Raw genomic sequence first — 24109 nt, forward strand, 5'->3', positions numbered from 1 at the left:
TGCCGACCCTGGTCGACCTCGGCTACGAGAACGCCGGCGACGGCTTCCGCCACCCGCACAAGAAGCCCGCCGGAGGCGAGCTGACCGAGGAGCAACAGACGTACAACAGGGTCATCCGCGGCATCCACGGCGTCTGTGAGCGCGCCAACTCCCTGCTCAAGACGACCTTCAAGGCCCTGCGCAGGGTCAGCCTCGACCCCAGCCGCATCACGAAGATCGCCGCCGCAGCCCTCGTCCTGCTCCAACTCGAATACGACCGCACCATCTGACGATCACACACCGTCATGATCCATTACTGGGAAAGGCTCACTGAGTCCGCGGCCCACCGCAACGTTGAGGCGGGAGTACTGGTGAGCGGTGGTGAAGCACCAAGACGGGCGGCAGAGCACGTTGTGGAGCTGCAACGTCTGGGCATGCTGGAGCCGCTCTGGCGATGATGCAGGTGAGTCGCCGTGCCGGTTACTGATAGGGACAGCTCACAGGCATTTCCCCTTCAGCATTGGTCGGTGTGAGCCCTGAAACACCTGAGGACAGCTGACCGAAGAAGCGAGTCGTTGTACTCTCCGGAGAACGCCTTTGACCTGCAAGTGGCAGGCAGGGAGCAGACAAACCGGGAGTTTCTCCGTGTTTCGCACCATGCTCAAATCCAAGATCCACCGAGCCACCGTCACCCAGGCCGACCTGCACTACGTTGGCTCGGTGACCATCGACGCCGAACTGATGGACACCGCCGATCTGCTGCCCGGTGAGCTCGTGCACATCGTGGACGTCACCAACGGCGCCCGGCTGGAGACGTACGTCATCGAGGGTGAGCGCGGCTCGGGTGTCGTCGGGATCAACGGGGCGGCCGCCCACCTGGTCCACCCCGGGGATCTTGTGATCATCATCAGTTACGCTCAGGTGACGGACTCCGAGGCACGGGCGCTCGAGCCTCGCGTCGTCCACGTGGACGGGGACAACCGGATCGTGCGCCTGGCCGCCGACCCGGGAGAGCCCGTGCCGGGCTCCGGCCAGGAACGCAGCCCGCAGGCCGTCAGGGTGTGAACCGTCGAGGAGGAGTGCCCCATGAGCGAGACCGAGATCCGCGACGACCGGGCGGCCGGCCGCCTGGAGGCCCTCGCCGACGGCGAAGTCGTCGGCCGCATCGAGTACTTCGTGCTGGAGGCCCCGCGGCGCGCACTCGTGCCGGTGCACACCATCGTCGAACCGGCCCACGAGGGCAAGGGCATCGCGGGTTCCCTGGCGCGTGAGCTGTACGCCACCGCCGCACGTGAGGGTGTCCCCGTCGCCCCGCTCTGCCCGTACGTCAGCAAGTGGGCCGAACGCCACCCGGACGAGGCGCCCGCGGCCGGCCCCGAGTTGCTGGACGCCGCGAAGGAGTGGCTGGTCGCGCACCCCGGACGTTTCTGAGCGTGCTGGCGCTGCTGCACACCTCGCCCCTCCACGTCCCGGTCTTCGACGCCCTGCGCGACGAGGACCACCCGGGCCTGGAGCTGCGGCACGTCGTCCGCGAGGACCTGCTGACCCGTGCCGGGCACGAGGGGCCCGAGGCGGTCGCCGGAGACGTACGGGCCGTACTGGACCGGGCCGTCGCCGACGGCGCCCGTGCCGTGCTGTGCACCTGTTCGAGCGTCGGCGGCGTCGCTGAGGCGGCCGCCGCCGACGCCGGGGTGCCGGTACTGCGTGTGGACCGTCCGATGGCGGCCGCCGCGGTGGCCGTCGGACCCCGGATCGTCGTCCTCGCCACGGTCGCGAGCACGCTCGGCCCCACCGTGGCGCTGGTCGAGGAGGAGGCCCGCCGCGCGGGCCGCCCCGTCGCGGTGCGCACCCTGCTGGTCGAGGACGCCTGGGAGTGCTTCACCGCCGGCGACACCCGGGAGTACGCCCGCCTGGTGGCCAGGGCGGCCGACGAGGTCACCGGCGCCGACGTGATCGTTCTCGCCCAGGCCTCCATGACTCCCGCCCGGGGGCTGACGTCGGCCACCGCCCCGGTGCTGTCCAGCCCCCGGCCGGGACTGGCGGCGGGGGCGCGTGCGGCCGGCGCGGCGGCCGGCGGGGAGCCCAACCGGGCCACGAAGTGACTCCAGGGGGTGACTGGTGGCGGGGGTGCCGGGTACGCGGGGGAGTAGTCCAGAGCCGACGCCCACCGACTGGCCGGAGGACATCATGACCAGCCCGCAGCCCGAACCGGTCCCACCGCCGCCAGGCCCGCAGCCACACCCGGTGCCGCCTCCGGAACCACCGCCGGCTCCGCCACCGCCACCGCCACCGCCTCCGGCACCGGAGCCACCGCCGTCCCCGCACCCGCATCCGGCCCCGGACCCGAGCCCGTCCCCGATTCCCCCCGGCCCTGAACCCGTCCCGTCTCCTGAACCAGGCCCGCCCTTGACCTGAACGAAGACGGTGGGTGACGCGGGAAGCGCCGCCCACCGCCGTGCCGCGGGCGACGCAGGAGGCGCCGCCCACCAGCCGTGCCGCGGCCTGACCGCCTGGAGCCCGGAAGGGAGACCTAGGGCGGGCACCTTCAGGCGGAAACTTCCGAGCGGTCCCCGCCCCACAGCGTGTGGAACGCCCCGTCCCGGTCGGTACGCCGGTACGTGTGCGCCCCGAAGAAGTCCCGCTGCCCCTGCGTGAGCGCGGCGGGCAACCGCTCGGCACGCAGCGCGTCGTAGTACGCCAGCGCCGCCGCGAACCCCGGCGTCGGCACGCCCTGCCGCGTCGCGGCGATCAGCACCTCGCGCCAGTCGTCCTGCGCCTCGGCGATCTCCCGTGCGAACGTCTCGTCGGACAGCAGGCTCGGCAGGTCCGCCCGGGCGTCGTACGCGGCGCGGATCCGGTCCAGGAAGGCCGCGCGGATGATGCAGCCGCCCCGCCAGATCGAGGCGACCTGCCCGAGGTCGATGTCCCAGTCGTACTCCTCGCTGCCCGCGGCGATCTCGTGGAAGCCCTGGGTGTACGACACGATCTTCGACGCGTACAGCGCCTGCTCGACCCGGTCCGCGAACGCCCCGGCCTCGGCCTTGTCCAGGGGAGCCGCCTTCGGGCCCGCCAGCCCCCGCGAGGCCTCCCGCAGCGCCGCGTGCCCGGACAGCGAGCGCGCGAAGACCGCCTCCGCGATCCCGGAGACCGGAACGCCGAGGTCCAGCGCGATCTGGACGGTCCAGCGGCCGGTGCCCTTCTGCTCCGCCTGGTCCACCACCACGTCCACGAACGGCTTGCCCGTCGCCTCGTCCACATGGGAGAGCACCTCGGCGGTGATCTCGATCAGGTAGGAGTCCAGCCGCCCCGTGTTCCAGGTGCGGAAGATCTCCGCGATCTCCGCGGGGGAGTACCCGGCGACATCGCGCAGCAGCTGGTACGCCTCGCCGATCAGCTGCATGTCGGCGTACTCGATGCCGTTGTGCACCATCTTCACGAAGTGCCCGGCGCCGTCCGGACCCACGTGGGTCACACAGGGCGCCCCGTCGTCCGCCTTTGCCGAGATCTTCTCCAGCATCGGGCCGAGCGACCCGTAGGACTCCTTCGAGCCGCCGGGCATGATGCTCGGGCCGTGCAGGGCGCCCTCCTCGCCGCCGGAGATGCCGGTGCCGACGAAGTGGATGCCGTGCTCGCGCAGCTCGCGCTCCCGGCGCCGGGTGTCCGCGAAGTGCGCGTTGCCGCCGTCGATGATCATGTCGCCGGGCTCCAGCAGCGGGGCGAACTCCTGGATGACCGCGTCCGTCGGCTCACCGGCCTTGACCATGATGACCAGGCGGCGTGGACGCTCCAGTGCCGCGACGAAGTCCTTGGCGGTCTCGGCCGCGACGAAGTCGCCCTCGCTGCCGAACTCCTCCACCAGCGCGTGTGTCCGCGACGCCGTCCGGTTGTGCACCGCGACCGTGTAGCCGTTGCGGGCGAAGTTGCGGGCGAGGTTGCGGCCCATGACCGCGAGACCCGTGACGCCGATCTGGGCTGAAGTGCTCATCGGTAACTCCTAGTGACCTGGTTATGGTGCTGCCGGTCGTGCACGCCAGTATGGCCACCACCATCCTGACGTGCAGATCCTCCGTCCGCACCGGCGGGTCGGCCGACGCCGCGCAGGCACATACGCGCGATGGCCCGTGCCGCACTCAACCGACGCGCGCCCCCGCGCGCCGCACAGCCGGCCGTGCGCGGTGCACGTCCGTCGCACGGGTCGCACAACGACAGCCCGATCCCGGCCATTCGAAGCTCCAGGCGGCCGATTGCCGTCTTGTCATGGCCTGTTCGCGGCGCATACTTTTGGCCCTTCTGACGCTTGTCGAGGGGGCTCCCCATGGCCGTACGCGGCCGGCACCGCCGGTATCAGCCGAACAGGATCAACCGCGCCTCGCTCACCGTCACGGCGGGCGGCGCCGGCATGGCCCTCCCGTTCGTCGGCACCGGTGCCGCTCACGCGGCCGACGTGGCCACCTGGGACAAGGTGGCCGCCTGCGAGTCGACCGGCGACTGGAACATCAACAGCGGCAACGGGTACTACGGCGGACTGCAGTTCAGCCAGTCCACCTGGGAGGCCTACGGCGGCACGGCGTACGCGGCACGCGCGGATCTGGCCACCAAGGAACGGCAGATCGCGGTCGCGGAGAAGGTCCTGGACGGGCAGGGGCCCGGCGCCTGGCCGGTGTGCTCGCAGCGCGCCGGGCTGACGCGGGGCGGTGAGAGACCCGACATCGGACCCGCCGGCGGCGCGCCACGTACCCCGAAGTCCGCGGCGGCGGACGTCCAGCCGCAGACCCCACCCCAGTCGCGTGCCGGTACCGCCGAGATGTACACCGTCGTCCGCGGCGACACGCTCTCCACCATCGCCGACGAGCGGGACGTCCATGGCGGCTGGCAGCGCCTGTACGCCGGCAACCGCCCGACCATCGGGGCCGATCCCGACCTGATCCTGCCGGGCCAGCGGCTGAACCTGCGGGCCGAGGCCACGGCCGCCCCCGCCGCCCCGCGCACGACCCGGAAGGCACCCAAGGCGCAGCCCAAGTCCCCACCGAAGTCCGCGCCGAGAACAGCGCCGCAAAGGTCCGCCTCCGACGACGGCGGCACCGGCCGGCGTGCCGGCTCCCTGGTCGCCCCGGTCAGCGGCCCGCTGGGCACCGCCTACCACGCGACGGGCTCCAACTGGTCCAAGGGCTACCACACAGGCGTCGACTTCCCCGCGCCCACCGGCACTTCGGTGAAGGCCGTCGGGGCGGGTCAGGTCGTCGACGCCGGGTGGGGCGGCTCCTTCGGCTACCAGGTGGTGATCCGGCACTCCGACGGCCGCTACAGCCAGTACGCGCATCTGTCGGCCATCTCCGTGCGGTCCGGGCAGTCGGTCAGCGCGGGCCAGCGCATCGGGCGGGTCGGTTCCACCGGCAACAGCACGGGCCCGCATCTGCACTTCGAGGTGCGGACCGGGCCCGGTTTCGGCTCCGACGTCGACCCGCTGGCGTACCTGCGGGCCGGGGGCGTCAGGATCTGACCCGGACGCGACTGCGGTCGAGGGCCGGGAAGGGCATGTACGGCGCGCCGTACAGGGCGTAGTACGGCGGCTTCGTGTCCGGGACCACGGCCGTCACGGAGTTGTGCGCGTCGGCGGTGCCGGCGTAGCTGCCCTCCGCGAGCGGGCTCGGCAGGAAGACACCGTCCGCCACGGCGATGGCGGCCGGCTCGCCGGTGGGGACGAGGTCCTGCTCGGGCAGCGGCGTCACGCCCTCGGCGCGCTCGACCCGCGCCGCCGTCAGCAGGATCAGCCCGCCCGCCGCCACCACGCCGCAGCCCAGCGCGAGCACCGTGCCCGTGGTGCCGTACCGGAAGGTCTCGCCGAACATGGTGATGCCGACGGCGGCCGCCACGACGGGGTTCACGACCGTCAGCGTGGCGAGCGGGGCCGCGAGTCCGGCGCCGCGGTAGGCGGCCTGGGAAAGCAGCAGACCGGCGACGGCGAGCACCCCGATGGCGGCCAGCGACGGCAGCAGCGCCGCCGTCGGCCCGCCGGTCCAGTCGACCGCGACGGACTTCGTGAAGACCGAGGACATGCCGAACGCGATGCCGGACGCGGTGGCGAGCACCATCGCGCGCACCGCCGGTTGCCGGCGGGCCGCGCGGCCCATCACCATCAGCGTGCCGACCACCCCGGTGGTCACCGCGAACACGCTCAGCTGCGCGGGCCCGTCCAGCGAGCGCGAGCCGGAGGTGCCGACCAGGGACAGCAGGCCCGCGAGTCCGGCGGTCGCCATGACGGCGCCCCGCCAGGCCGTCGACCCGGCCCTGCGTCCCACGAACAACGCCGCCATGGGCAGCGCGAACACGATGGTCAGCGCGCCCAGCGGCTGCACCACGCTCAGCGGGCCGTAGGCGAGGGCCGCCACGTGCAGCAGGCCACCCACCCCGTTCAGCGCGACCGCGGCCCACCAGCCGGGCCTGCGCAGCGGCGCGTACTGCCCGTCCGCCTCCGCCACGCGCTCCTGCACGATCGCCCCGCCCGCGTAGGCCACGGCAGAGACGAGCGACAGCAGCACGGACAGCGCGAGGGCGCTCATGGCCTGCTCCTCTGCGGGCGGCGGGGGCACCGGCCCCGGCGCGGCGATCGGTCGGATTGCATGACCAACACGATGCCCTGTCGTACTGTTCCCGTCGTCGTACCTGAGCACGCAATAGGACCTACTGCCGATGGAGTACGACCGGCCGCCCGTCATCCCCAGGGCGGGCCACCGGAGAGGGACACCCTAGGGGCCGCGCCCCTGGGGTCCTTGGTACTACTGGTCCTCGTGGACCTCGACCCCGATCTCACCGCGCTGGCACCCCTCGGTGGCTTCTTCGTCCTGCGCACGGTCGTGGCCGCCCCGCACGGCCGGGCCGGCGCACTGCCGACCCTCGGGCAGATGTACGACGGCACGGAGCGGGACGCCTGCCGGGACCCTCTGACCTTCCGTGTCCAGAAGGTGGCGACGGCCCTGCGCGCCCCGGAGGCACGGATCGCGGCCTCGGTGGCCCACCTGGGCCTCGCCGCCCGCCTCTGGTCGGCCGCCCTCGGCTGCGCCGTGCTGTACGGCAGCATCCCCGACCTCGACGCGCGGCTGCTGCGCTGGGACGCCGACGCGAGTGCCCCCGACGACCTGTGGCTCACCGAGGTGCACCCGCTGCCGGGGGACGCCGGCACCCTCGTGGACGCCGTGCTGCACGGCCACCTCGAACCCCTGGCGGCCACCCTGCGCGCCCGTCACCGGCTCGCGAAGGGACTGCTGTGGGGCAACGCCGGATCCGCGCTTGCCGGTGCCGCCCGGGAACTGGACCGCTGGGCGCGGGCGAACCGCCGTGACGACACCGCCACCCGGGCCCGGGCACTGACCGCCGAGTTGTTCCGGCATCCCCTCCTGAGCGGCACCGGCATCCTCACCGGCACCGCGTTCCGGCGCCGCAGCTGCTGTCTGTACTACCGCGTGCCCGGCGGGGGCCTGTGCGGCGACTGTTGTTTCACCCGGGCGCCCACGGCTTGACCGGGTGGCCATCCCGTGGTCTTCCGCCCGCGGCGCATCTGGGTGACCATGAAGGCAGCAGCCGCTGAGACAGGGGGTTCCGGGTGCGAGTGGGACTGCTGACCCGGGAGTACCCGCCGGACGTGTACGGCGGCGCGGGCGTCCATGTCGAGTTCCTCGCGCGGGAGTTGCGGCACCTGGTCGACCTCGACGTGCACTGCTGGGGCGAGGGCCGCAGCGAGGGCGTGGTCCGCCACCGCCCGTGGCCCACCCTCGACGGCGCCAACGACGCCCTGCGCACCTTCTCCGTGGACCTCTCCGTCGCCGCCGCCCTCCAGGGCCGCGAACTCGTCCACTCCCACACCTGGTACGCCAACCTCGCCGGCCACCTCGCCAAGCTCCTGTACGGCATCCCGCACGTGATGACCGCCCACTCCCTGGAGCCGCTGCGGCCCTGGAAGGCGGAGCAACTCGGCGGCGGATACGCCCTGTCGAGCTGGGCCGAGCGCACCGCGGCCGAGGCCGCCGACGCGGTGATCGCCGTCTCCGGGGCGATGCGCGAGGACATCCTCGCCTGCTACCCGGCGCTGGACCCGGCCCGCGTCCATGTCGTGCACAACGGCATCGACACCGAGATGTACCGGCCGGACCCGGACACCGACGTCCTGCGCCGCCTCGGTGTCGACCCGGCCCGCCCCTACGTGCTGTTCGTCGGCCGCATCACCCGGCAGAAGGGCGTGCCCCATCTGCTGCGCGCGGTCCGCGACATCGAACCGTCGGCGCAGGTCGTGCTGTGCGCGGGCACGCCCGACACCCCCGAGATCGACCAGGAGTTCCGCGAGCTGTACCGGGAGCTGAGCCGGGCCCGCGACGGCGTGCACTGGATCCGCCGCATGCTGCCCCGTCCTGAGGTGATCCAACTCCTCACGCACGCGGCCGTCTTCGTGTGCCCCTCGGTGTACGAGCCGCTGGGCATCGTCAACCTCGAGGCGATGGCCTGCGGCACCGCCGTGGTGGCCTCCCAGGTCGGGGGCATCCCGGAGGTGGTCGCCGACGGCAAGACGGGCCTGCTGGTGCCCGTGGACGACGACTTCGAAGCCGGACTCGCCCGCGCTCTGGACGCGCTGCTCGCCGACCCGGAGGGTGCCCGGCGGATGGGTGAGGCGGGGCGGGAGCGCGCCGTGGGGGAGTTCGGCTGGGACACGGTCGCCCGGCGCACGGCCGGTCTTTACGCGGGAGTCCTCGATCCGCGGTAGATCCGGGGTAGTCGACAAGCAGAGCACGGCGCACAAACGGGCTAGAGGGGCGGCGGGATGCGGCGCGGTGGACCTTCGGTGCTGGGAATCGTACTGGCGGGCGGAGAAGGCAAGCGCCTGATGCCCCTGACCGCGGACCGGGCGAAACCCGCGGTGACCTTCGGCGGCACGTACCGCCTCGTCGACTTCGTCCTGTCCAACCTCGTCAACGGCGACATCCTGCGCATCTGCGTACTCACGCAGTACAAGTCGCACTCGCTGGACCGGCACATCACCACCACCTGGCGGATGTCCAGTCTGCTCGGCAACTACGTCACCCCGGTACCGGCCCAGCAGCGGCTCGGCCCGCGCTGGTACCTGGGCAGCGCGGACGCGATACTGCAGTCCCTGAACCTGATCCACGACGAACAGCCGGAGTACGTCGCGGTGTTCGGCGCCGACCACGTCTACCGCATGGACCCGCGGCAGATGCTCGCGCAGCACATCGACTCCGGCGCCGGTGTGACGGTGGCCGGCATCCGTGTGCCACGTTCGCAGTCGTCCTCCTTCGGGGTGATCACGCCGGGCTCGGACGGCAGCAGCGTCGAGCGGTTCCTGGAGAAGCCCACGGACCCGCCGGGCCTCCCGGACGATCCCGACTGCGTGCTCGCCTCGATGGGCAACTACATCTTCACCACCAAGGCCCTCGTCGAGGCCCTCCAGCGGGACGCGGAGGACCAGAACTCCGTGCACGACATGGGCGGTTCGATCCTGCCCCAGCTCACCGCGCGCGGCGAGGCCCACCTGTACGACTTCAGCGACAACCACGTGCCGGGCGAGACCATCCGCGACCAGGGCTACTGGCGCGACGTCGGCACCCTCGACGCGTACTACGACGCCCATATGGACCTCATCGCCGAGCGGCCCGCCTTCAACCTCTACAACCGCAGCTGGCCCGTCTACACCCACTCCAACCAGCTCTCGCCGGCCCGCTTCAACGCCGGCGGCATCGCCGGCGAGTCGATCGTCAGCGCCGGCTGCCTGATCCGGGGGCAGGTCACCCGGTCCGTGCTCTCGCCGGGGGTGGTGGTCGACCCGGGGGCGGTCGTGCAGGGCTCGGTGCTGCACGACAACGTGCACGTGGGGCGGGGCGCGGTGGTGCGGGGCGCGGTGCTGGACAAGAACGTCGAGGTGCCCCCGGGCGCGACCGTAGGGGTCAACCCGGAGCGGGACGCCGAGCTGTACACGGTGTCCAAGGGCGGGGTGATCGCGTTGGGGAAGGGACAGCGGGTGCCGTGAGGACGTGAGGGAGGGCGGGTCGATTGCTTGTTCGGCCTCGTGCTCCGGGCGGGGTGACCGGTTGCGGCGCGCGGACGTCTCGTGTGGCGCGCGCGGTGTCTTCGTGTGACGCTCCCTACATCTCCGAGCTGCCCCTGCCCCTCCTTCGCGACCTTTTACGTCACATGTGTCCCGTGAGTCCCCCGCCTCGTCTCGGGCAGTCGGACTTAATCTGTTGTTAACTGTGCGTAGCCTGATCGTACTTGACCGTAATCGCGCGTGGGCGATTGACTGCTGGCCCACCCGTCGTCGACGCGAGGCACTTCATTGACTTCTGACGACCTGCTCGCCCCCCTCGACCTGGCGTTCTGGAACATCGAGTCCGACCGGCACCCCATGCACCTCGGGGCGCTGGGCGTGTTCACCTCCCACTCGCCCGCCGCGGGTGCCCATGCCGCCGACCTGCTCGCCGCGCGCGCCGCCGCCGTGCCCGGGCTGCGGATGCGGATCCGCAACGTATGGCGGCCGCCGGCCCTGCGGCGCCCGCTCGCCTTCGGCGGTGCGGCACGGGAGCCCGCGCCGCACTTCGACCCGCTGGACCACGTCCGGCTGCATGCCCCGACGGCCGATTTCCACGCGGTGGCGGGGCGGCTGATGGAGCGTCCGCTGGAGCGCGGCCGGCCGCCGTGGGAGGCACACGTGCTGCCCGGGGCGGACGGTGTGTCCTTCGCCGTGCTCTTCAAGTTCCACCACGCCCTCGCCGACGGTCTGCGCGCGCTGACCCTGGCGGCGGCGATCCTGGACCCCACGGATCTGCACACGTCCCGTCCCCGCCCGGCTCAGCCGCCCCGCCGCCTGCTGCCCGACGCGCGCAGACTGCCCGACGTCGTGCGCGGCACCCTGTCCGACGTGTGCCGCGCCCTCGACATCGGCGCCTCCGTCGCGCTGTCCACCCTCGCCGTGCGCTCCTCGCCCGCGCTCAGCTGCGAGGCCTCCGGGACCCGCCGCACCGCCGGAGTGGTCCTCGACCTCGACGACGTGCACCGCATCCGCAAGGCCGCCGGCGGCACCGTCAACGACGTCCTGATCGCCGTCGTCGCGGGCGCCCTGCGCCGCTGGCTCGACGAACGCGGCGACGGCAGCGACGGCGTCGCTCCCCGCGCCCTGATCCCGGTCTCCAAGCGCCGCCCGCGCACCGCACACCCGCAGGGCAACCGGCTGTCGGGGTACTTGATACGGCTTCCGGTCGACGACCCCGACCCGCGCGGCCGCCTCGAGACGGTCCGCACGGCCATGGACCGCAACAAGGACGCCGGCCCCAACCGGGGCGCGGGCGCGGTCGCGCTGCTCGCCGACCACGTCCCGGCGCTCGGCCACCGTCTCGGCGGACCCCTGGTCAGCCAGGCGGCGCGGCTCTGGTTCGACATCCTCGTCACCAGCGTGCCGCTGCCCGGCCTCGGCCTGAAGCTGGGCGGCAACCCGCTCACGGAGGTGTTTCCCTTCGCGCCGCTGGCCGCCGGGCAGTCCCTCGCCGTCGCCGTCTCGACATACCGGGGCCAGGTCCACTACGGGCTGGTCGCCGACGCGACGGCCGTACCGGACCTGGACCGGTTCGCCCAGGCGGTGGCAGACGAGCTGGAGACGCTGATCAAGGCCTGTGCGCCGTGATCATGACGGGTTTGGCGGTGCGGCCCGGCGCTCCGTAAAATCTGCCGTTCGAATGCGGTGGCGACCGGAGCGCCGCGACGGCAGACCAGGAAACGGCAGCGGCGATGACGGTGACAGAGGACGGCTCGGCGATCACGGACGAGATCGTGTACGGGCCGGGCATCGACCCGGAGCGGCTCGCCGTCTGCCTGAGCGTGCTGGAGGAGCTCGACAAGCTGGAGGTCGACCACCCCGACGCGATCGCCGTGCGCCGGGCCACCGCCGGCATCTACCGGACCGTCAAGCAACGCCGCCGCCAGGAGCGCCGGGCCGCCAAGACCGCCCACGACAAGGCGGTCACGGAGGCCACGGCGACCGGCTCCGCCGAGCGGATCGACGACGAGACGGAGGGCCTGCTGCCGTCGTCACGCACCGAGGAGGGCAGGATCGCGGGGATACTCCAGCGCCCGCGCTCCTGCTACACCTGCAAGACCCGGTACGTCGAGGTCGACTACTTCTACCACCAGCTCTGTCCAGGCTGCGCCGGCCTGAACCGCGCCAAGCGTGACGTCCGCGCCGACCTCACCGGCAAGCGCGCCCTGCTCACCGGCGGCCGCGCCAAGATCGGCATGTACATCGCGCTGCGGCTGCTGCGCGACGGCGCGCACACGACGATCACCACCCGCTTCCCCAAGGACGCCATCCGCCGCTTCAAGGCGATGGACGATGCGGGGGAGTGGATGCACCGCCTGGAGGTCGTCGGCATCGACCTGCGCGACCCGGCACAGGCCGTCGCCCTGGCCGACCGGGTCGCCGAGGCGGGCCCCCTCGACATCCTGATCAACAACGCGACCCAGACCGTGCGCCGCCTGCCCTCCGCCTACGCCGCGCTGGTCGACGGAGAGAGCGCCCCGCTGCCCGCCGGTGAGCTCCCCGCCCACCATGTCATCGGCGCCTTCAACTCCGGCGCGGTCGACGGCATCGCCGCGCTGCCCGTCGGTATCAGCGCCCTCGACGCCCAGAAGGTCGCCGACCTCGCCCTGGTCGCGGGCAACGCCAGCGTGGAGCGGCACCTGGCCGGCACCGCCATCGACGCGGGCGGGCTCGTCCCCGACGTCGTGGAGACCAACACCTGGGTGCAGACCATCGAGCAGATCTCCCCGGTGGAGCTCCTGGAGACCCAGCTCTGCAACTACACGGCGCCGTTCATCCTGATCAGCAAGCTCCGGTCGGCCATGGCCGACGCCGCGAAGAAGGCGGCGAGCGGACGCGCGTACGTGGTGAACGTCTCCGCGATGGAGGGCGTCTTCGGCCGTGGCTACAAGGGGGCGGGCCACCCGAACACCAACGCCGCCAAGGCCGCGATGAACATGGTGACGCGCACCAGCGCCCAGGAGATGTTCCAGTCCGACGGCATCCTGATGACCTCGGTCGACACCGGCTGGATCACCGACGAACGCCCCCACTACGACAAGCTGCGCCTCGCCGAGGCAGGCTTCCACGCCCCGCTCGACCTCGTCGACGGCGCGGCCCGCGTCTACGACCCGGTCGTGCGCGGTGAGGCGGGCGAGGATCTGTACGGCGTCTTCCTCAAGGACTACGCGCCCGGCAAGTGGTGAGGGGCGCGCCGTCCGGTCAGTAGTCGCGGGTGTTCTCGACCAGGTCCATCCAGGCGATGCCCATGAGCAGGGCGGCCACGCCGACCAGCAGGGCACTCAGCGCCAGGGCGAAGTACAGGACGGTTCGGGACAGGCCCCCGAGATCCGGGGTGCGCCGGGGGCGCGGGGGCGGCGTGACGTCGCTCATGCGGGTCACCTTCCTCACGGCACCTTGCCGAAGCGACCCGGCCCCACAGCCGGGACACACCGCCCGACAGGCTCCACCTCCATGATCCCACCGGCCACCGCACGCCGCCTGCCGTGTCCACCGGGAAGCTGAGCCCCGCGCCCGCCGCCCGGCGCCGAGCCGACGGCGGCTCGGCCACGCCGGTGCGCGGTACCCGTGCACGGCAGGTGGCGACGCCCTTGCTCCGGTCACCGGCGTGATGATCGGCGAAGGGCCGCGCGCCGCTCATCGGGCGGCCGTGGGGTAGGTGGCCTGTCGTGTCCGCGGTGGCCGGGGCCCCGCCTGCCGCTTGCCGTCGGTGGACGGCGCCCATCGGCACCCGTCGCTCGCGGTCGGTGGACGGCACGCGAGCGTCGGGTCAACCTCGGCCGGCGCGATCAGGCGGCACCCCAGCCGGCCCCCGTGCCTCGGTCAGTCCACCGCGCCGAGTCGCGAGTTTCGGGACGCGACCAGTTCCAGGACCGTTCGCCAGTCCTCCATCACGCCCGCGTCCAGGCCTACGACCTTGCCCGCGTCGTCGGCCTGGCGCAGGGTTACGGCGTCCTCGGCGAGGGGGTCCCCGGCGAATGCGGCGGCCTCGGCCGGGCTCATGGTGCCGCCCTGCCGGGTCAGGGTCAGCGCGCTCTGCGGGGACGGGCCGCGTTCGGGGGAGACCGCGGCGAGGTAGCGCTTGGCCGGGACATGCAGGCGTACCAGACGGGCGACCCGTTCGCCGAGCAGGGGCCGGACGGCGTCCGCCGCGTGGTCCGCGTGCCCCGCGTCGTCGCCGGGCCGCAGCAGATGGCCGATGTCGTGCACCAGGCCCGCGACCTGGAGCTCCTTGTCGGCGGGGCGGCTTCGGCGCAGCAGCGCGGCCGTCTGCAGCGCGTGGTCGTGCAGGTCGACCGGGTCGCCGGTGCGGTCCGGGGTGTCCCAGGCGCCGCGGCAGGCGTGCAGCAGATCCATCAGCTCTTCGACACTGCGCAGTTCCATATGCGTCAGTCCTCCCGCCGGTCAAGCCTCTGCCGTGCGTCAGCAGATCATGGCCGGCTTGCGAACCGGCCAACGGGACTTGAACTGCGCGACGCCACGAGGGCCGTCGATCGCGGGCCTGTTCGCCCGAGTAGGCCGGTCGGGTGAGTCACTATGGGTCCATTTCGTTATAAAAGGCAGCGAAATTCGCCTGATCGAGCACGGGATGACGCGGGAACGTTACCCGCAGTTTTCAGCGCCATCGAGCGGCGCCCCGCTCATTTGGTTAATCTGGTCCGGACGGACAGCAGCAACGGGTCCCTACCCACACCCATCGTCCGTCCCGGGACAAGCCGGTGCACAAACGGCCTGCTCTCACGCGAGTTACCGACGCCACCGCGTCCAACAGCATCCATGGCAGTCCCGAACGGGCGTCGGGCAGCGGACCGCAGGCCGCCGGCGCGCCCCGAGGGTGACCCGACACATAAGGAGTGCGCGGTGACACCGGAGAAGACGAATCGCGAACAGCGCCCCAAGGAACGCACGGAGCGCGCGGGCCGCCGGCCGGGCGAGATCGGCAGCCTCGACGTGTGGGCCCGGTCCGCCCCGATCCGCCTGGCGGGCTACGAGGAGGACCTTGCCGAGCCGCACATCCTGCCCAGCGTGGACTGACGGGCAGGAGCCGTTCGCGATCGCCGACCGCATGGGCGTGCGAGACTCACGCCCATGCTGATCAGGGAAGCCACCGCCGCGGACTGGCCGCACATCTGGCCGTTCTGGCACCGCATCGTCGCCGCCGCCGAGACCTACGCCTGGGACCCGGACACCACCGAGGACGCGGCCCGAGCCCTGTGGATGAACCCGGCCAAACGCGTGTACGTCGCGCAGGACGACGACGGAACCGTCATCGGCTCCGCCTACCTCACCGCGAACTACAGCGGCCCCGCCGCCCGGATCGCCAACGCCGGCTTCATGGTCGACCCCGGCCAGGCCGGGCGCGGCATCGGCCGGGCCCTCGCCGAGCACATCCTGACCGAGGCCAAGGCCCACGGCTACCGGGCCATGGTGTTCAACGCGGTCGTGGAGACCAACCCGGCCGTACAGCTGTGGACGTCCCTCGGCTTCTCGGTCCTGGGCACGGTGCCGGACGCGTTCGACCACCCCAGGCACGGCAGGGTCGGACTCCACATCATGCACAGGACCCTCTAGCCCACGGGAGCCCCTTGCTCCCCCCGGTCCATGTGGTCCAAGGGCGCGGTCCGCCGCCACGGCCGCGCGTCTTCCAACTGACGTGCCAGCTCCAGCAGTTGCCCCTCCGTCCCCGGCCGCCCCACGAGCTGTACGGCGCAGGGCGCGCCCGACGGCAGGGTGCCGAACGGCACGGCCATCGCGGGCCAGCCGGTGAGGTTCCACGGGGGCGTCATGGGCGAGTAGCCGGTGTTGGCGGCCACGTTGCGCAGCCAGCCCCGCTCGTGCCAGGGCCCCGCCTCGGGCGAGCGGCGCGCCAGCGCGGGCGTGAGGAGCACGTCGTACTCGGCGAAGAACGGCTCCAGCCGCCGCCGTAGTGCCTCCCGGCTCGTGCCCGTGCGCACGGTCCGCAAGAACCGCCGTCCCACGGCGGCGTGCACCCGGGTGCGCCGTGCCAGCAGCCGCACGTCTAGCCCCTGGGTGTCGACGCAGGTGCCCGCGGTCCAGTGGGCGAGGGACGTGAAGCCGAGCGAGGCCGGATAGGGCGGGTCCGCGCGCCGCACCTGATGGCCGGCCTTGACGAGCAGTCCGGCGGCCTCCCGCGCGGCGGTCGTGTACGGCTTCGCGACGGTGACGCCGGCGACGGGGCTGCGCAGCGAGACGGCGACCTTCCGGGTCGCGGGTGCGGCCTGGACCGAGGCGCCGGTGCCGGCGAGGAGGGACAGCACCAGCCGGGCGTCCTCGACAGTCGTCGCGAGCGGGCCGTTCTCCGACATGCCGAACCAGTCGCCGTCGCTGATGCCGGCCGGTACCACCCCGTGGCCCGGCTTGATGGTGACGACGCCGCAGTTGGCGGCCGGGATGCGCAAGGAACCCATGCCGTCGTTGCCGAGCGCGATCGGCACCATGCCCGCCGCCACGGCTGCCGCGCTGCCACCGGAGGAGCCGCCCGCCGTACGCGTCGGGTCCCACGGGTTGCGGGCGGTGCCGTGCACCCCCTCGGTCGTACCGAAGACGCAGAGTTCCGGCACATTGGTCAGCCCCACCACGACCGCTCCGGCGGCGCGCAGCCGGGCGACGGTGACGTGGTCCTGCCCGGCCGGCACGTCCGGTGTCGCCGCCGAGCCGATCCGCATGCTCTCGCCGCGCACCGCGAGGTTGTCCTTGACGGCCACGGGCACGCCCGCGAGCGGCAGTTCGGCCAGATCGGTACGCGCCCCCACCTCGTCGGCCTCGGCGAGCGCCCGCTCGGCCCGGACGACACGGAACGCCCCGATGCGTCCGTCCAGCCGCTCGATCCGCGCCAGATGCGCGGCCACCACCTCGCGCGGCGCGACCTGCTTCTCCCGCACGGCTGCGGCGATCTCGACGGCGGTCCGTCCGACCCAATCGGTCACGGGCGCTCCTTTGTCCTGGGGCAGGATGGCGGTCTGCGCCGCCATCCTCGCAGCATGGCCCCGGCTTCCACGAGGGGCTGAACCCGCCTCCGCTGCAGGACGGCCCCACCCCGCGCGAGCCTCCGCCGTCCCGAGCCGATCCACCCGCCGCGAGCGGCTGCCCGCCCTCCGTGCGGGGCTGCTGCTCAGTCATCCCGCCGCGCGGGGCACACCGGGGGCGTACGGCCCACGGTGAACTTCGACTTCGCGCACGCGTGGTCCGGCGGGAGAGCGTGCTCGTCGACGGCGCGCTCGACGCGCCCGTGGTCCTCGACCTGTACGTGACCCGGTTGCCGATCACCGCGGACACGCTCGTCGAGCTGGCGCACCGGGCCGGCACCGGCGGGGTGAGCGTCGAACTGGCGGTGGCCACGGCCGAACCGGGCACGCCGGGATCGGCGCCCCCGTACACCTTCCTCCCCGTGGACCCCGCCGGTGGCTGGCGGACCTCGGACGTGCGGCTCCCCGGCCCGTCCGGCACCATCCGGGCCCTCGGTGTGCGCCTCACGCCCACCACCGGCGCTCCGGTGCGCCGGCGCCTCGGACACCTCGCCGTGCGCGCGGACCAGCCGCCCCGGACCCCGCCGCGCCCACCGCGTTCCGCGTCACCGCCGCCTCCGCAGGCGACCTGCGTTTCGCCTGGCCGCCCGCCCCGGCGAGGTCCGCCACCACACCCTGCACCGCCTCCTGCCCGACGGCACCCGGCGCTTCCTCGGCGGCACCTGCCAGCGGGCCTGGTTCGCCGGCGGCCTGCGGCCCGAGCAGGGCGAGCAGGTGGCACGGTTCGAACTGCGCTCCGCAGGGGAGCTGTACACCTCGTCGGACCCCGTCACCGTGCACCACACTTGGCAACCACTCGCACCAGAGCTACGGAGCACCCGCCATGCATGACGACCGCAGCCTCGTCGAAGCCCGTCTGAGGCGTGTCCTCGACGAACGCATCCGACCCGCCGTGTACCCCGAGTCCGTGCCGCTGGACGTCGCCGTCTGGCACGCCCCCGACGAGCCCGTACCGGTCGCCGAGGGGCTCGCGGCCGAGCCCGGCCCGATCGAGGTGGGCGCCCGCTGGGGTGCTCCGTGGGGCACGAGCTGGTTCCGGGTCACCGGGACCGTCCCCGGCCACTGGGCCGGGCGTACCGTGGAGGCGATCCTCGACCTCGGGTTCGACGAGAACATGCCCGGATTCCAGTGCGAGGGCCTCGTCTACCGGCCCGACGGCACCCCGGTGAAGGGCCTCAACCCGCGCAACCAGTGGGTGCGCGTCGGCACGCCCGTCGAGGGCGGGGAAGAAGTGCGCCTGCACATCGAGGCCGCGTCCAACCCGGTCATCCTCGGCCACCACCCCTTCCGGCCGACCGAGCTGGGCGACAAGGAGACCGCGGGCAGCGCGCCGCAGTACACCCTCACGCGCATGGACCTCGCCGTCTTCGACGAGACGGTGTGGCAGCTGATGCTGGACCTGGAGGTGCTCGGCGAGCTGATGGCCGAGCTGCCGGCGGACTCCGCGCGCCGCTCGGAGATCCTGCGGGCGGTGGACAGGGCCCTGGACGCCGTCGACCTCCAGGACGTGAACGGCACGGCGGCCGGCGCCCGGTCCCGCCTCTCCGGCGTCCTCGCCGCCCCCGCCGCGCCCTCCGCGCACCGCGTCAGCGCCGTCGGTCACGCCCACATCGACTCGGCGTGGCTGTGGCCGCTGCGCGAGACGGTCCGCAAGGTCGCGCGCACCACCGCCAACATGACCGCCCTGCTGGACGACGAGCCCGACTTCGTCTTCGCCATGTCGCAGGCGCAGCAGTGGGCGTGGGTGAAGGAGCACCGGCCCGAGGTGTGGGCGCGGGTGAAGAAGGCGGTGGCGGACGGACGGTTCGTGCCGGCCGGCGGCATGTGGGTGGAGTCGGACACCAACATGCCGGGCTCGGAGGCGATGGCCCGTCAGTTCACGCACGGCAAGCGGTTCTTCCTCGACGAGTTCGGCATCGAGAACGACGAGGCCTGGCTGCCCGACACCTTCGGCTTCGCGGCCGGACTGCCGCAGATCATCAAGGCGGCGGGATCCAAGTACCTGCTGACGCAGAAGATCTCCTGGTCCCGCACGAACACGTTCCCCCACCACACGTTCACCTGGGAAGGCATCGACGGCTCGCGGATCTTCACCCACTTCCCGCCCGTCGACACCTACAACTGCTCCATGAAGGGCGGCGAGATCGCCCACGCCGCCCGCAACTTCAAGGACAAGGGCGTCGCCCGCCACTCCCTCGCACCCACCGGCTGGGGCGACGGAGGCGGCGGCACCACCCGTGAGATGGTCGCCAAGGCGGCCCGGCTGCGCGACCTGGAAGGCTCCGCGACCGTGGTCTGGCAGACCCCGGCGGCCTTCTTCGCCAAGGCCGCGGCCGAGTACCCGAACCCGCCCGTCTGGGTCGGCGAGCTCTACCTCGAACTCCACCGTGCCACCCTCACCAGCCAGGCGAAGACCAAGCAGGGCAACCGGCGCAGCGAACACCTGCTCCGGGAGGCCGAGCTGTGGGCGGCGACGGCCGCCGTGCGGACGGGACTCCCCTACCCGTACGAGGAGCTGGACCGCATCTGGAAGACGGTGCTGCTGCACCAGTTCCACGACATCCTGCCCGGCTCGTCGATCGCCTGGGTGCACCGCGAGGCCCGCGCCACCTACGAGCGGCTCGCCGGCGAGCTGGACGGGATCATCGACGCGGCCCAGCGCGCGCTGGCGGGGGAGGGGCAGCGGGAGCTGGTCTTCAACGCCGCGCCGCACGGCAGGCGAGGTGTCCCCGCGGGCGGGGCCGGCGCCCCGGCGGTCCAGGGCGCGGCCTCGGTGAGCCCGCGCGCCGAGGGCGGGTACGTCCTGGACAACGGCCTGCTGCGGATCGAGATCGACCAGCGGGGCCTGGTCGTCTCCGCGTACGACATCGCGGCCGGCCGCGAGACCGTCGCGCCGGGCCGGGCGGCCAACCTGCTCCAGCTGCACCCCGACTTGCCGAACATGTGGGACGCCTGGGACGTCGACGAGTTCTACCGCAACACCGTCACCGACCTGACCGGGCTCGACGAGATCACCGCCGGTGAGGACGGCGAGTCGGTGCGGATCGCGCGGTCCTTCGGTGCCTCGCGCGTCACCCAGGTGCTGTCGCTGCCGCCGGGGGAGCGGCGGCTGGTGCTGGACACGGAGGTGGACTGGCACGAGACGGAGAAGTTCCTCAAGCTCGCGTTCCCGCTCGACGTGCACGCCGAACGGTACGCGTCGGAGACGCAGTTCGGGCACTTCCACCGGCCCACGCACACCAACACCTCGTGGGAGGCGGCCAAGTTCGAAGCCTGCAACCACCGCTTCGTCCACCTGGAGGAACCCGGCTGGGGCGTGGCCGTCGTCAACGACTCGACGTACGGCCACGACGTGACCCGCGCCGTCCGCACCGGGGGTGACGGCGGTACGACCACCACGGTCCGTGTCTCCCTGCTGCGCGCCCCGCGCTTCCCGGATCCCGAGACCGACCAGGGCGTCCACCGCTTCCGGCACGCCCTGGTGCCGGGCGCCGGGATCGGCGACGCTGTGCGTGAGGGCTGGCGGATCAACGTGCCGGAGCGGCGGGTGACGGGCGCCGCGGAGGTCGCGCCGCTGGTGACGGTCGATCAGGAGGCGGTTGTCGTCACGGCCGTCAAGCTGGCCGACGACGGCAGCGGCGACGTGGTGGTCCGCTTCCACGAGGCGCACGGCGGCCGGGCGCGGGCGACGCTCACCGCGGGCTTCGAGGTCGGCGGCGTCACGGTCACCGACCTGCTGGAACGTCGGCTGCCGGAGGCCACCGCGCCCGTGACCGACGGCGGGCGGATCACCGTACGCCTGCGTCCCTTCGAGCTGATGACGCTGCGGCTGCGCCGGGGCTGACCCGGCCGGTGCCGTGAGGGCCTGCCCCTGGGCCCTCACGTGCCCGCGTCGGGACCGTCCGCCGGGAGGGCGCCCGCGCCCCTGGTCGCCGAGCCGCGCGCGCAGCCACTGCTCCACCTTGCCGACGTGCGCGGCCGCCGCCCTCGGCGCCTCCGGGTGAAGATGCCCTCCTCCTGGTTCCTGACCGGGCGGAACCTGATCTCCGTCCTCGGCGCCTGCGTCACCCTCGTCACGGAGAGCGACCGCACGGCGGTGTGCGCAACCACCGCCGGCCGCGTCTACGACCTCTGAGCGCTCCCCGTCAGCCGTGTCGGCGGCAGGTACTCCCGTACGAACGTCCGGTCCCAGCAGGCCCCCGTCTCCCGCAGCTCCCGCCATGTCGTGTACCGGTAGCGGAAGAGGCGGGCGCGGATGAAGCGCGGGGGCGCGTCCGCCGGGAAGGGGGAGCGGCGCAGCAGCCTCAGCGTGTCGCGGTCGTTCTCCAGCAGCCGCTCCACCAGGGCCCCGAACCACGGGCCGGCGTAGGACGGGGAGAGCGCCGCGAACCACATCAGCCAGTCCAGCCGCAGATGGTACGGCGCGAACTGGCGTGGCCAGTACCGGGGATCACCGGGCTTGCCCTTGAACTCGTACTCCCGCCAGTCGGAGTCCTCGCGAGGCACGTCGTCGGCGGTGCCCTCGAGGACCACCTCGTAGCGGACCCGGCCGACGCTGCCGAACGCGCCGTAGGTGTTGACCAGGTGGAGCGGGTCGAAGGAGCGGTTCATGACCTGGCCGCGGGAGATCATGTTGGTCACCGGGTGATAGCTGAGGAACGCGATCAGCGCGGCGACGGCCAGTACCACGACCACGTACCAGAGCGGGGCCCCGGGGACGGGCGGCGCGTCCGCCGGGAACCTGATCGCGGCGAGGGCCAGCACGATGGTGATCCAGTTCAGCCAGGAGAAGTTGCCGGACAGGACCAGCCACAGCTGGGTGACGATCATCAGCGCGGCGGCGGCCGTCGCGATCGGCTGCGGGGTGAACAGCAGGACCGGCACGACGAGTTGGGTGAAGTGGTTGGCGGCCACCTCGACGCGGTGAAGCGGCCGGGGGAGATGGTGGAAGAACCAGCTCAGCGGGCCCGGCATCGGCTGGGTCTCGTGGTGGTAGTCCAGACAGGTCAGCTCGCGCCAGCAGGCGTCTCCGCGCAGCTTGATCAGGCCCGCGCCGAACTCCACCCGGAACAGGATCCAGCGCAGCAGGAACAGCACCAGGACCGGCGGCGCCACCTCGTCGTTGCCGAGGAACACCGCGAGGAAGCCGACCTCCAGGAGCAGTGACTCCCAGCCGAACGAGTACCAGGTCTGACCGACGTTCACGATCGACAGATACAGCAGCCAGGGCACCACCCACAGCAGCATGCCGGCCCACAGCGGCAGCAGCGCGTCCACGCCCGCCAGCAGCGCCGCCGACACCGCGCAGCCCGACCAGGCGCACCCCGCGAAGAACCGGTCGGTGTAGTGGAGGTGGAACAGGCTGGGCGCCCGCGTGAACGGCACGGACCCGGTGAAGCGCGGGACCGGGAGCATGCCGCGTGCCCCGATCAGCGCCCGGAACTGGAGGGCGGCCGTCAGGAACGCGACCAGGTAGACCGCCGCCAGGGCGCGCTGGAAGACCAGCCGGGTCAGCCAGTAGTCGGGTGCGGTGAACCACTCCACGGTCGTGCGCTCCTGTCCTTCGTTCCGCGCCGCCCCTCCGGGCTCCGGAGGGGCGGTCACTGCTGGTAGCCACACGTTCCGTTTGCGTGACCCATGTGAGTGAAGCAGACAATAGTGGCGAAAACCCCCAGGACGAGGCGGGAGAACGTGGTGCGCATATCCACCGGAACCTTCGTCACGGCCTGCGCGCTCTCGGTGGCCCTGTGCGCCGCCGGGTGCGGCGCGGGCGGCGAGAAGAGCACGAGTGCGAGCAGGGAACTCCTGCTCCAGCCGGTCGAGGACCAGGGCCCGGACCCCTTCACGGCGTCCACGGCCACCTCCCCGGCTACCCCGGCCCCTGTCACCCGAACGCCGCAGTCGGTGCCCGTCGGCCGCTCGGGTCCCGGCGTCGCCGCCCCCGCCGATCTCGCCGGGGTGCGCTCTCTCTCCGGCTGGACGCCCGGCCTCTACGGCGGGCGGGCCCAGGCAGGCAGCTGTGACGTCGACCGGCAGATCCGCCTGCTCACCGCCGACCCCGGCAAGGCCGCCGCATTCGCCGGCGCGGCGGGCGTCTTCGAGGCGTCGATCCCGGCCTTTCTGCGCGGGCTGACCTCGGCCGAGCTGCGCGCCGACACCCGCGTCACCAGCCACGGGTACCGCGCCGGGGACGCCACCGCCCGGCAGGCCGTCCTGCAGGCGGGCACCGCGGTCCTCGTGGACAACCGGGGCGTGCCCCGCGTCCGCTGCGCCTGCGGCAACCCGCTCGGCGCGCCGGTCGCCATGCAGGGCACGCCGGGCAGCGGCGGCCGGGCATGGGAGGGGTACGAGCCCGCCGAGGTGATCATGGTGAGTCCGGCGCCCGAGACCATCACCGACATCACGCTGGTCAACGTCGTAGACGACACCTGGATCGAGCGCCGGATCGGTCACGACGTCCGTCACGACAGGGTCGTCCCCAGGCCGCATTGGCAGCCGCAGGGCGACGGGACGGGCCTGCCGGGCGACGGGACCGTCCTGGCGGAGGGCGGCGCGGGGGCGGCCCCGCTGCCCCCGCAACCCGCGACCGGCACGGCTGCCCCGGCCGCCGGCGGCGACGCCCCGCTCCTGCCGCCGGAGAGCGGCGGGACGGCCCCCGCGCTGCCCGAGGGGGCGCTGCCGCAGGAGCCCGCCGGGCCCAGGGATCTCTCCGAGGAGATCGGCCCCCCGACCGTCCCGGAGATCCCCGATCTGCCCGACGGCGGCGGTCTGATCCCGGACGACCCGGACGTGAGCGACGACCTGGGCGCCGTGGGCGCCGTGGGTGACGCGGGTGACGTGGGCGCACACGGTGACACGGGTGGGTCCGGTGACACGGACGCGCCGGAGACCGCCGACAGCATCTTCGGCAGCATGACGGACATCTTCGCGGGCTGAAGCGCAGCGAAATGGCCCCACCGTGCGACCGGGCGGATCCGGTCGAAGAATCAGTCAA

Annotated in this window: 21 protein-coding genes and 1 pseudogene; 16 read left to right on the forward strand and 6 right to left on the reverse strand. The window is 72.8% G+C overall.

Annotated features, from left to right (window positions below; genetic code table 11):
- The 4 genes from ACGF8A_RS15065 to ACGF8A_RS15080 form a co-directional block, all read left to right on the forward strand.
- A partial coding sequence (locus tag ACGF8A_RS15065; protein WP_393108089.1) for a transposase family protein occupies positions 1–269 on the forward strand: 269 nt, incomplete at its 5' end.
- A 355-nt stretch (positions 270–624) separates the two neighbouring features.
- Positions 625–1044: an aspartate 1-decarboxylase gene (gene panD, locus ACGF8A_RS15070; RefSeq protein ID WP_393108091.1), complete on the forward strand. Its 420-nt coding sequence runs from the start codon at positions 625–627 to the stop codon at positions 1042–1044.
- A 21-nt stretch (positions 1045–1065) separates the two neighbouring features.
- Positions 1066–1410 (forward strand): GNAT family N-acetyltransferase, encoded by a 345-nt coding sequence (locus tag ACGF8A_RS15075; protein WP_393108093.1) that lies wholly within the window; start codon positions 1066–1068, stop codon positions 1408–1410.
- Positions 1411–1412: 2 nt separating this feature from the next.
- Positions 1413–2081: an aspartate/glutamate racemase family protein gene (locus ACGF8A_RS15080; RefSeq protein ID WP_393108095.1), complete on the forward strand. Its 669-nt coding sequence runs from the start codon at positions 1413–1415 to the stop codon at positions 2079–2081.
- A gap of 443 nt (positions 2082–2524) precedes the next feature.
- Here ACGF8A_RS15080 and gndA read toward each other — a convergent pair whose 3' ends face one another.
- Entirely contained in the window at positions 2525–3964 is a 1440-nt protein-coding gene (gndA, locus tag ACGF8A_RS15085; protein WP_393108097.1) for an NADP-dependent phosphogluconate dehydrogenase, read from the reverse strand.
- Between the two features lie 330 nt (positions 3965–4294).
- Between gndA and ACGF8A_RS15090 the strand changes: the two genes are divergently transcribed.
- The gene (locus tag ACGF8A_RS15090) at positions 4295–5479 is read left to right on the forward strand and encodes a transglycosylase family protein (protein WP_393108100.1); all 1185 of its coding nucleotides are present in this window, start codon (positions 4295–4297) and stop codon (positions 5477–5479) included.
- Here the strand turns inward: ACGF8A_RS15090 and ACGF8A_RS15095 are convergent.
- Positions 5469–6539 (reverse strand): DMT family transporter, encoded by a 1071-nt coding sequence (locus tag ACGF8A_RS15095; protein WP_393108103.1) that lies wholly within the window; start codon positions 6537–6539, stop codon positions 5469–5471. The two genes, ACGF8A_RS15090 and ACGF8A_RS15095, sit on opposite strands and share 11 nt — an antisense overlap.
- Before the next feature lie 210 nt (positions 6540–6749).
- Between ACGF8A_RS15095 and ACGF8A_RS15100 the strand changes: the two genes are divergently transcribed.
- From ACGF8A_RS15100 to ACGF8A_RS15120, 5 genes are all read left to right on the forward strand, one after another.
- A complete protein-coding gene (locus ACGF8A_RS15100; protein ID WP_393108105.1) occupies positions 6750–7496 on the forward strand; it encodes a (2Fe-2S)-binding protein in 747 nt (248 codons plus the stop codon).
- 83 nt (positions 7497–7579) lie between these two features.
- Positions 7580–8731, forward strand: a complete 1152-nt coding sequence (gene glgA, locus ACGF8A_RS15105) for a glycogen synthase (RefSeq protein WP_393108107.1) — start codon at positions 7580–7582, stop codon at positions 8729–8731.
- 57 nt (positions 8732–8788) lie between these two features.
- The gene (glgC, locus tag ACGF8A_RS15110) at positions 8789–10009 is read left to right on the forward strand and encodes a glucose-1-phosphate adenylyltransferase (RefSeq protein ID WP_393108110.1); all 1221 of its coding nucleotides are present in this window, start codon (positions 8789–8791) and stop codon (positions 10007–10009) included.
- A 306-nt stretch (positions 10010–10315) separates the two neighbouring features.
- Positions 10316–11656 (forward strand): wax ester/triacylglycerol synthase family O-acyltransferase, encoded by a 1341-nt coding sequence (locus tag ACGF8A_RS15115; protein ID WP_393108112.1) that lies wholly within the window; start codon positions 10316–10318, stop codon positions 11654–11656.
- Between the two features lie 104 nt (positions 11657–11760).
- The gene (locus tag ACGF8A_RS15120) at positions 11761–13254 is read left to right on the forward strand and encodes an SDR family NAD(P)-dependent oxidoreductase (protein WP_393108114.1); all 1494 of its coding nucleotides are present in this window, start codon (positions 11761–11763) and stop codon (positions 13252–13254) included.
- Positions 13255–13270: 16 nt separating this feature from the next.
- Here the strand turns inward: ACGF8A_RS15120 and ACGF8A_RS15125 are convergent, their stop codons facing one another.
- Positions 13271–13441 (reverse strand): lytic transglycosylase domain-containing protein, encoded by a 171-nt coding sequence (locus ACGF8A_RS15125; protein ID WP_393108116.1) that lies wholly within the window; start codon positions 13439–13441, stop codon positions 13271–13273.
- Between the two features lie 450 nt (positions 13442–13891).
- Positions 13892–14452 (reverse strand): HD domain-containing protein, encoded by a 561-nt coding sequence (locus tag ACGF8A_RS15130; protein WP_393108118.1) that lies wholly within the window; start codon positions 14450–14452, stop codon positions 13892–13894.
- A 477-nt stretch (positions 14453–14929) separates the two neighbouring features.
- On the opposite strand from ACGF8A_RS15130, the gene ACGF8A_RS15135 reads away from it, so the two are divergent.
- Together ACGF8A_RS15135 and ACGF8A_RS15140 are read left to right on the forward strand one after the other, a co-directional pair.
- Complete coding sequence (locus tag ACGF8A_RS15135; protein WP_103782545.1) at positions 14930–15103, forward strand: hypothetical protein; 174 nt, start codon at positions 14930–14932, stop codon at positions 15101–15103.
- Positions 15104–15157: 54 nt separating this feature from the next.
- Positions 15158–15640 carry a GNAT family N-acetyltransferase gene (locus tag ACGF8A_RS15140; protein WP_393108122.1) on the forward strand — a complete coding sequence of 161 codons (483 nt, stop codon included), beginning with the start codon at positions 15158–15160 and terminating at the stop codon, positions 15638–15640.
- Here the strand turns inward: ACGF8A_RS15140 and ACGF8A_RS15145 are convergent.
- Positions 15637–17016 (reverse strand): amidase, encoded by a 1380-nt coding sequence (locus ACGF8A_RS15145; RefSeq protein ID WP_393108124.1) that lies wholly within the window; start codon positions 17014–17016, stop codon positions 15637–15639. The genes ACGF8A_RS15140 and ACGF8A_RS15145 overlap by 4 nt on opposite strands.
- 189 nt (positions 17017–17205) lie before the next feature.
- Here ACGF8A_RS15145 and ACGF8A_RS15150 point away from each other — a divergent pair.
- The 3 genes and pseudogenes from ACGF8A_RS15150 to ACGF8A_RS15160 form a co-directional block, all read left to right on the forward strand.
- Positions 17206–17946, forward strand: a pseudogene (locus ACGF8A_RS15150) (endo-beta-N-acetylglucosaminidase); the annotation flags it as partial.
- Entirely contained in the window at positions 17939–20959 is a 3021-nt protein-coding gene (locus tag ACGF8A_RS15155; protein ID WP_393108126.1) for an alpha-mannosidase, read from the forward strand. The pseudogene ACGF8A_RS15150 and the gene ACGF8A_RS15155, both read left to right, overlap by 8 nt.
- A gap of 162 nt (positions 20960–21121) precedes the next feature.
- Entirely contained in the window at positions 21122–21250 is a 129-nt protein-coding gene (locus ACGF8A_RS15160; RefSeq protein WP_393108128.1) for a hypothetical protein, read from the forward strand.
- On the opposite strand, the gene ACGF8A_RS15165 is transcribed toward ACGF8A_RS15160, so the two are convergent.
- Positions 21238–22659: a lipase maturation factor family protein gene (locus tag ACGF8A_RS15165; RefSeq protein ID WP_393108130.1), complete on the reverse strand. Its 1422-nt coding sequence runs from the start codon at positions 22657–22659 to the stop codon at positions 21238–21240. The genes ACGF8A_RS15160 and ACGF8A_RS15165 overlap by 13 nt on opposite strands.
- 150 nt (positions 22660–22809) lie before the next feature.
- On the opposite strand from ACGF8A_RS15165, the gene ACGF8A_RS15170 reads away from it, so the two are divergent.
- Positions 22810–24051: a DUF6777 domain-containing protein gene (locus ACGF8A_RS15170; RefSeq protein WP_393108132.1), complete on the forward strand. Its 1242-nt coding sequence runs from the start codon at positions 22810–22812 to the stop codon at positions 24049–24051.
- Positions 24052–24109 lie beyond the last annotated feature (58 nt).

The sequence above is a fragment of the Streptomyces sp. NPDC047706 genome, from assembly GCF_043204795.1.
GTDB lineage: Bacteria > Actinomycetota > Actinomycetes > Streptomycetales > Streptomycetaceae > Streptomyces.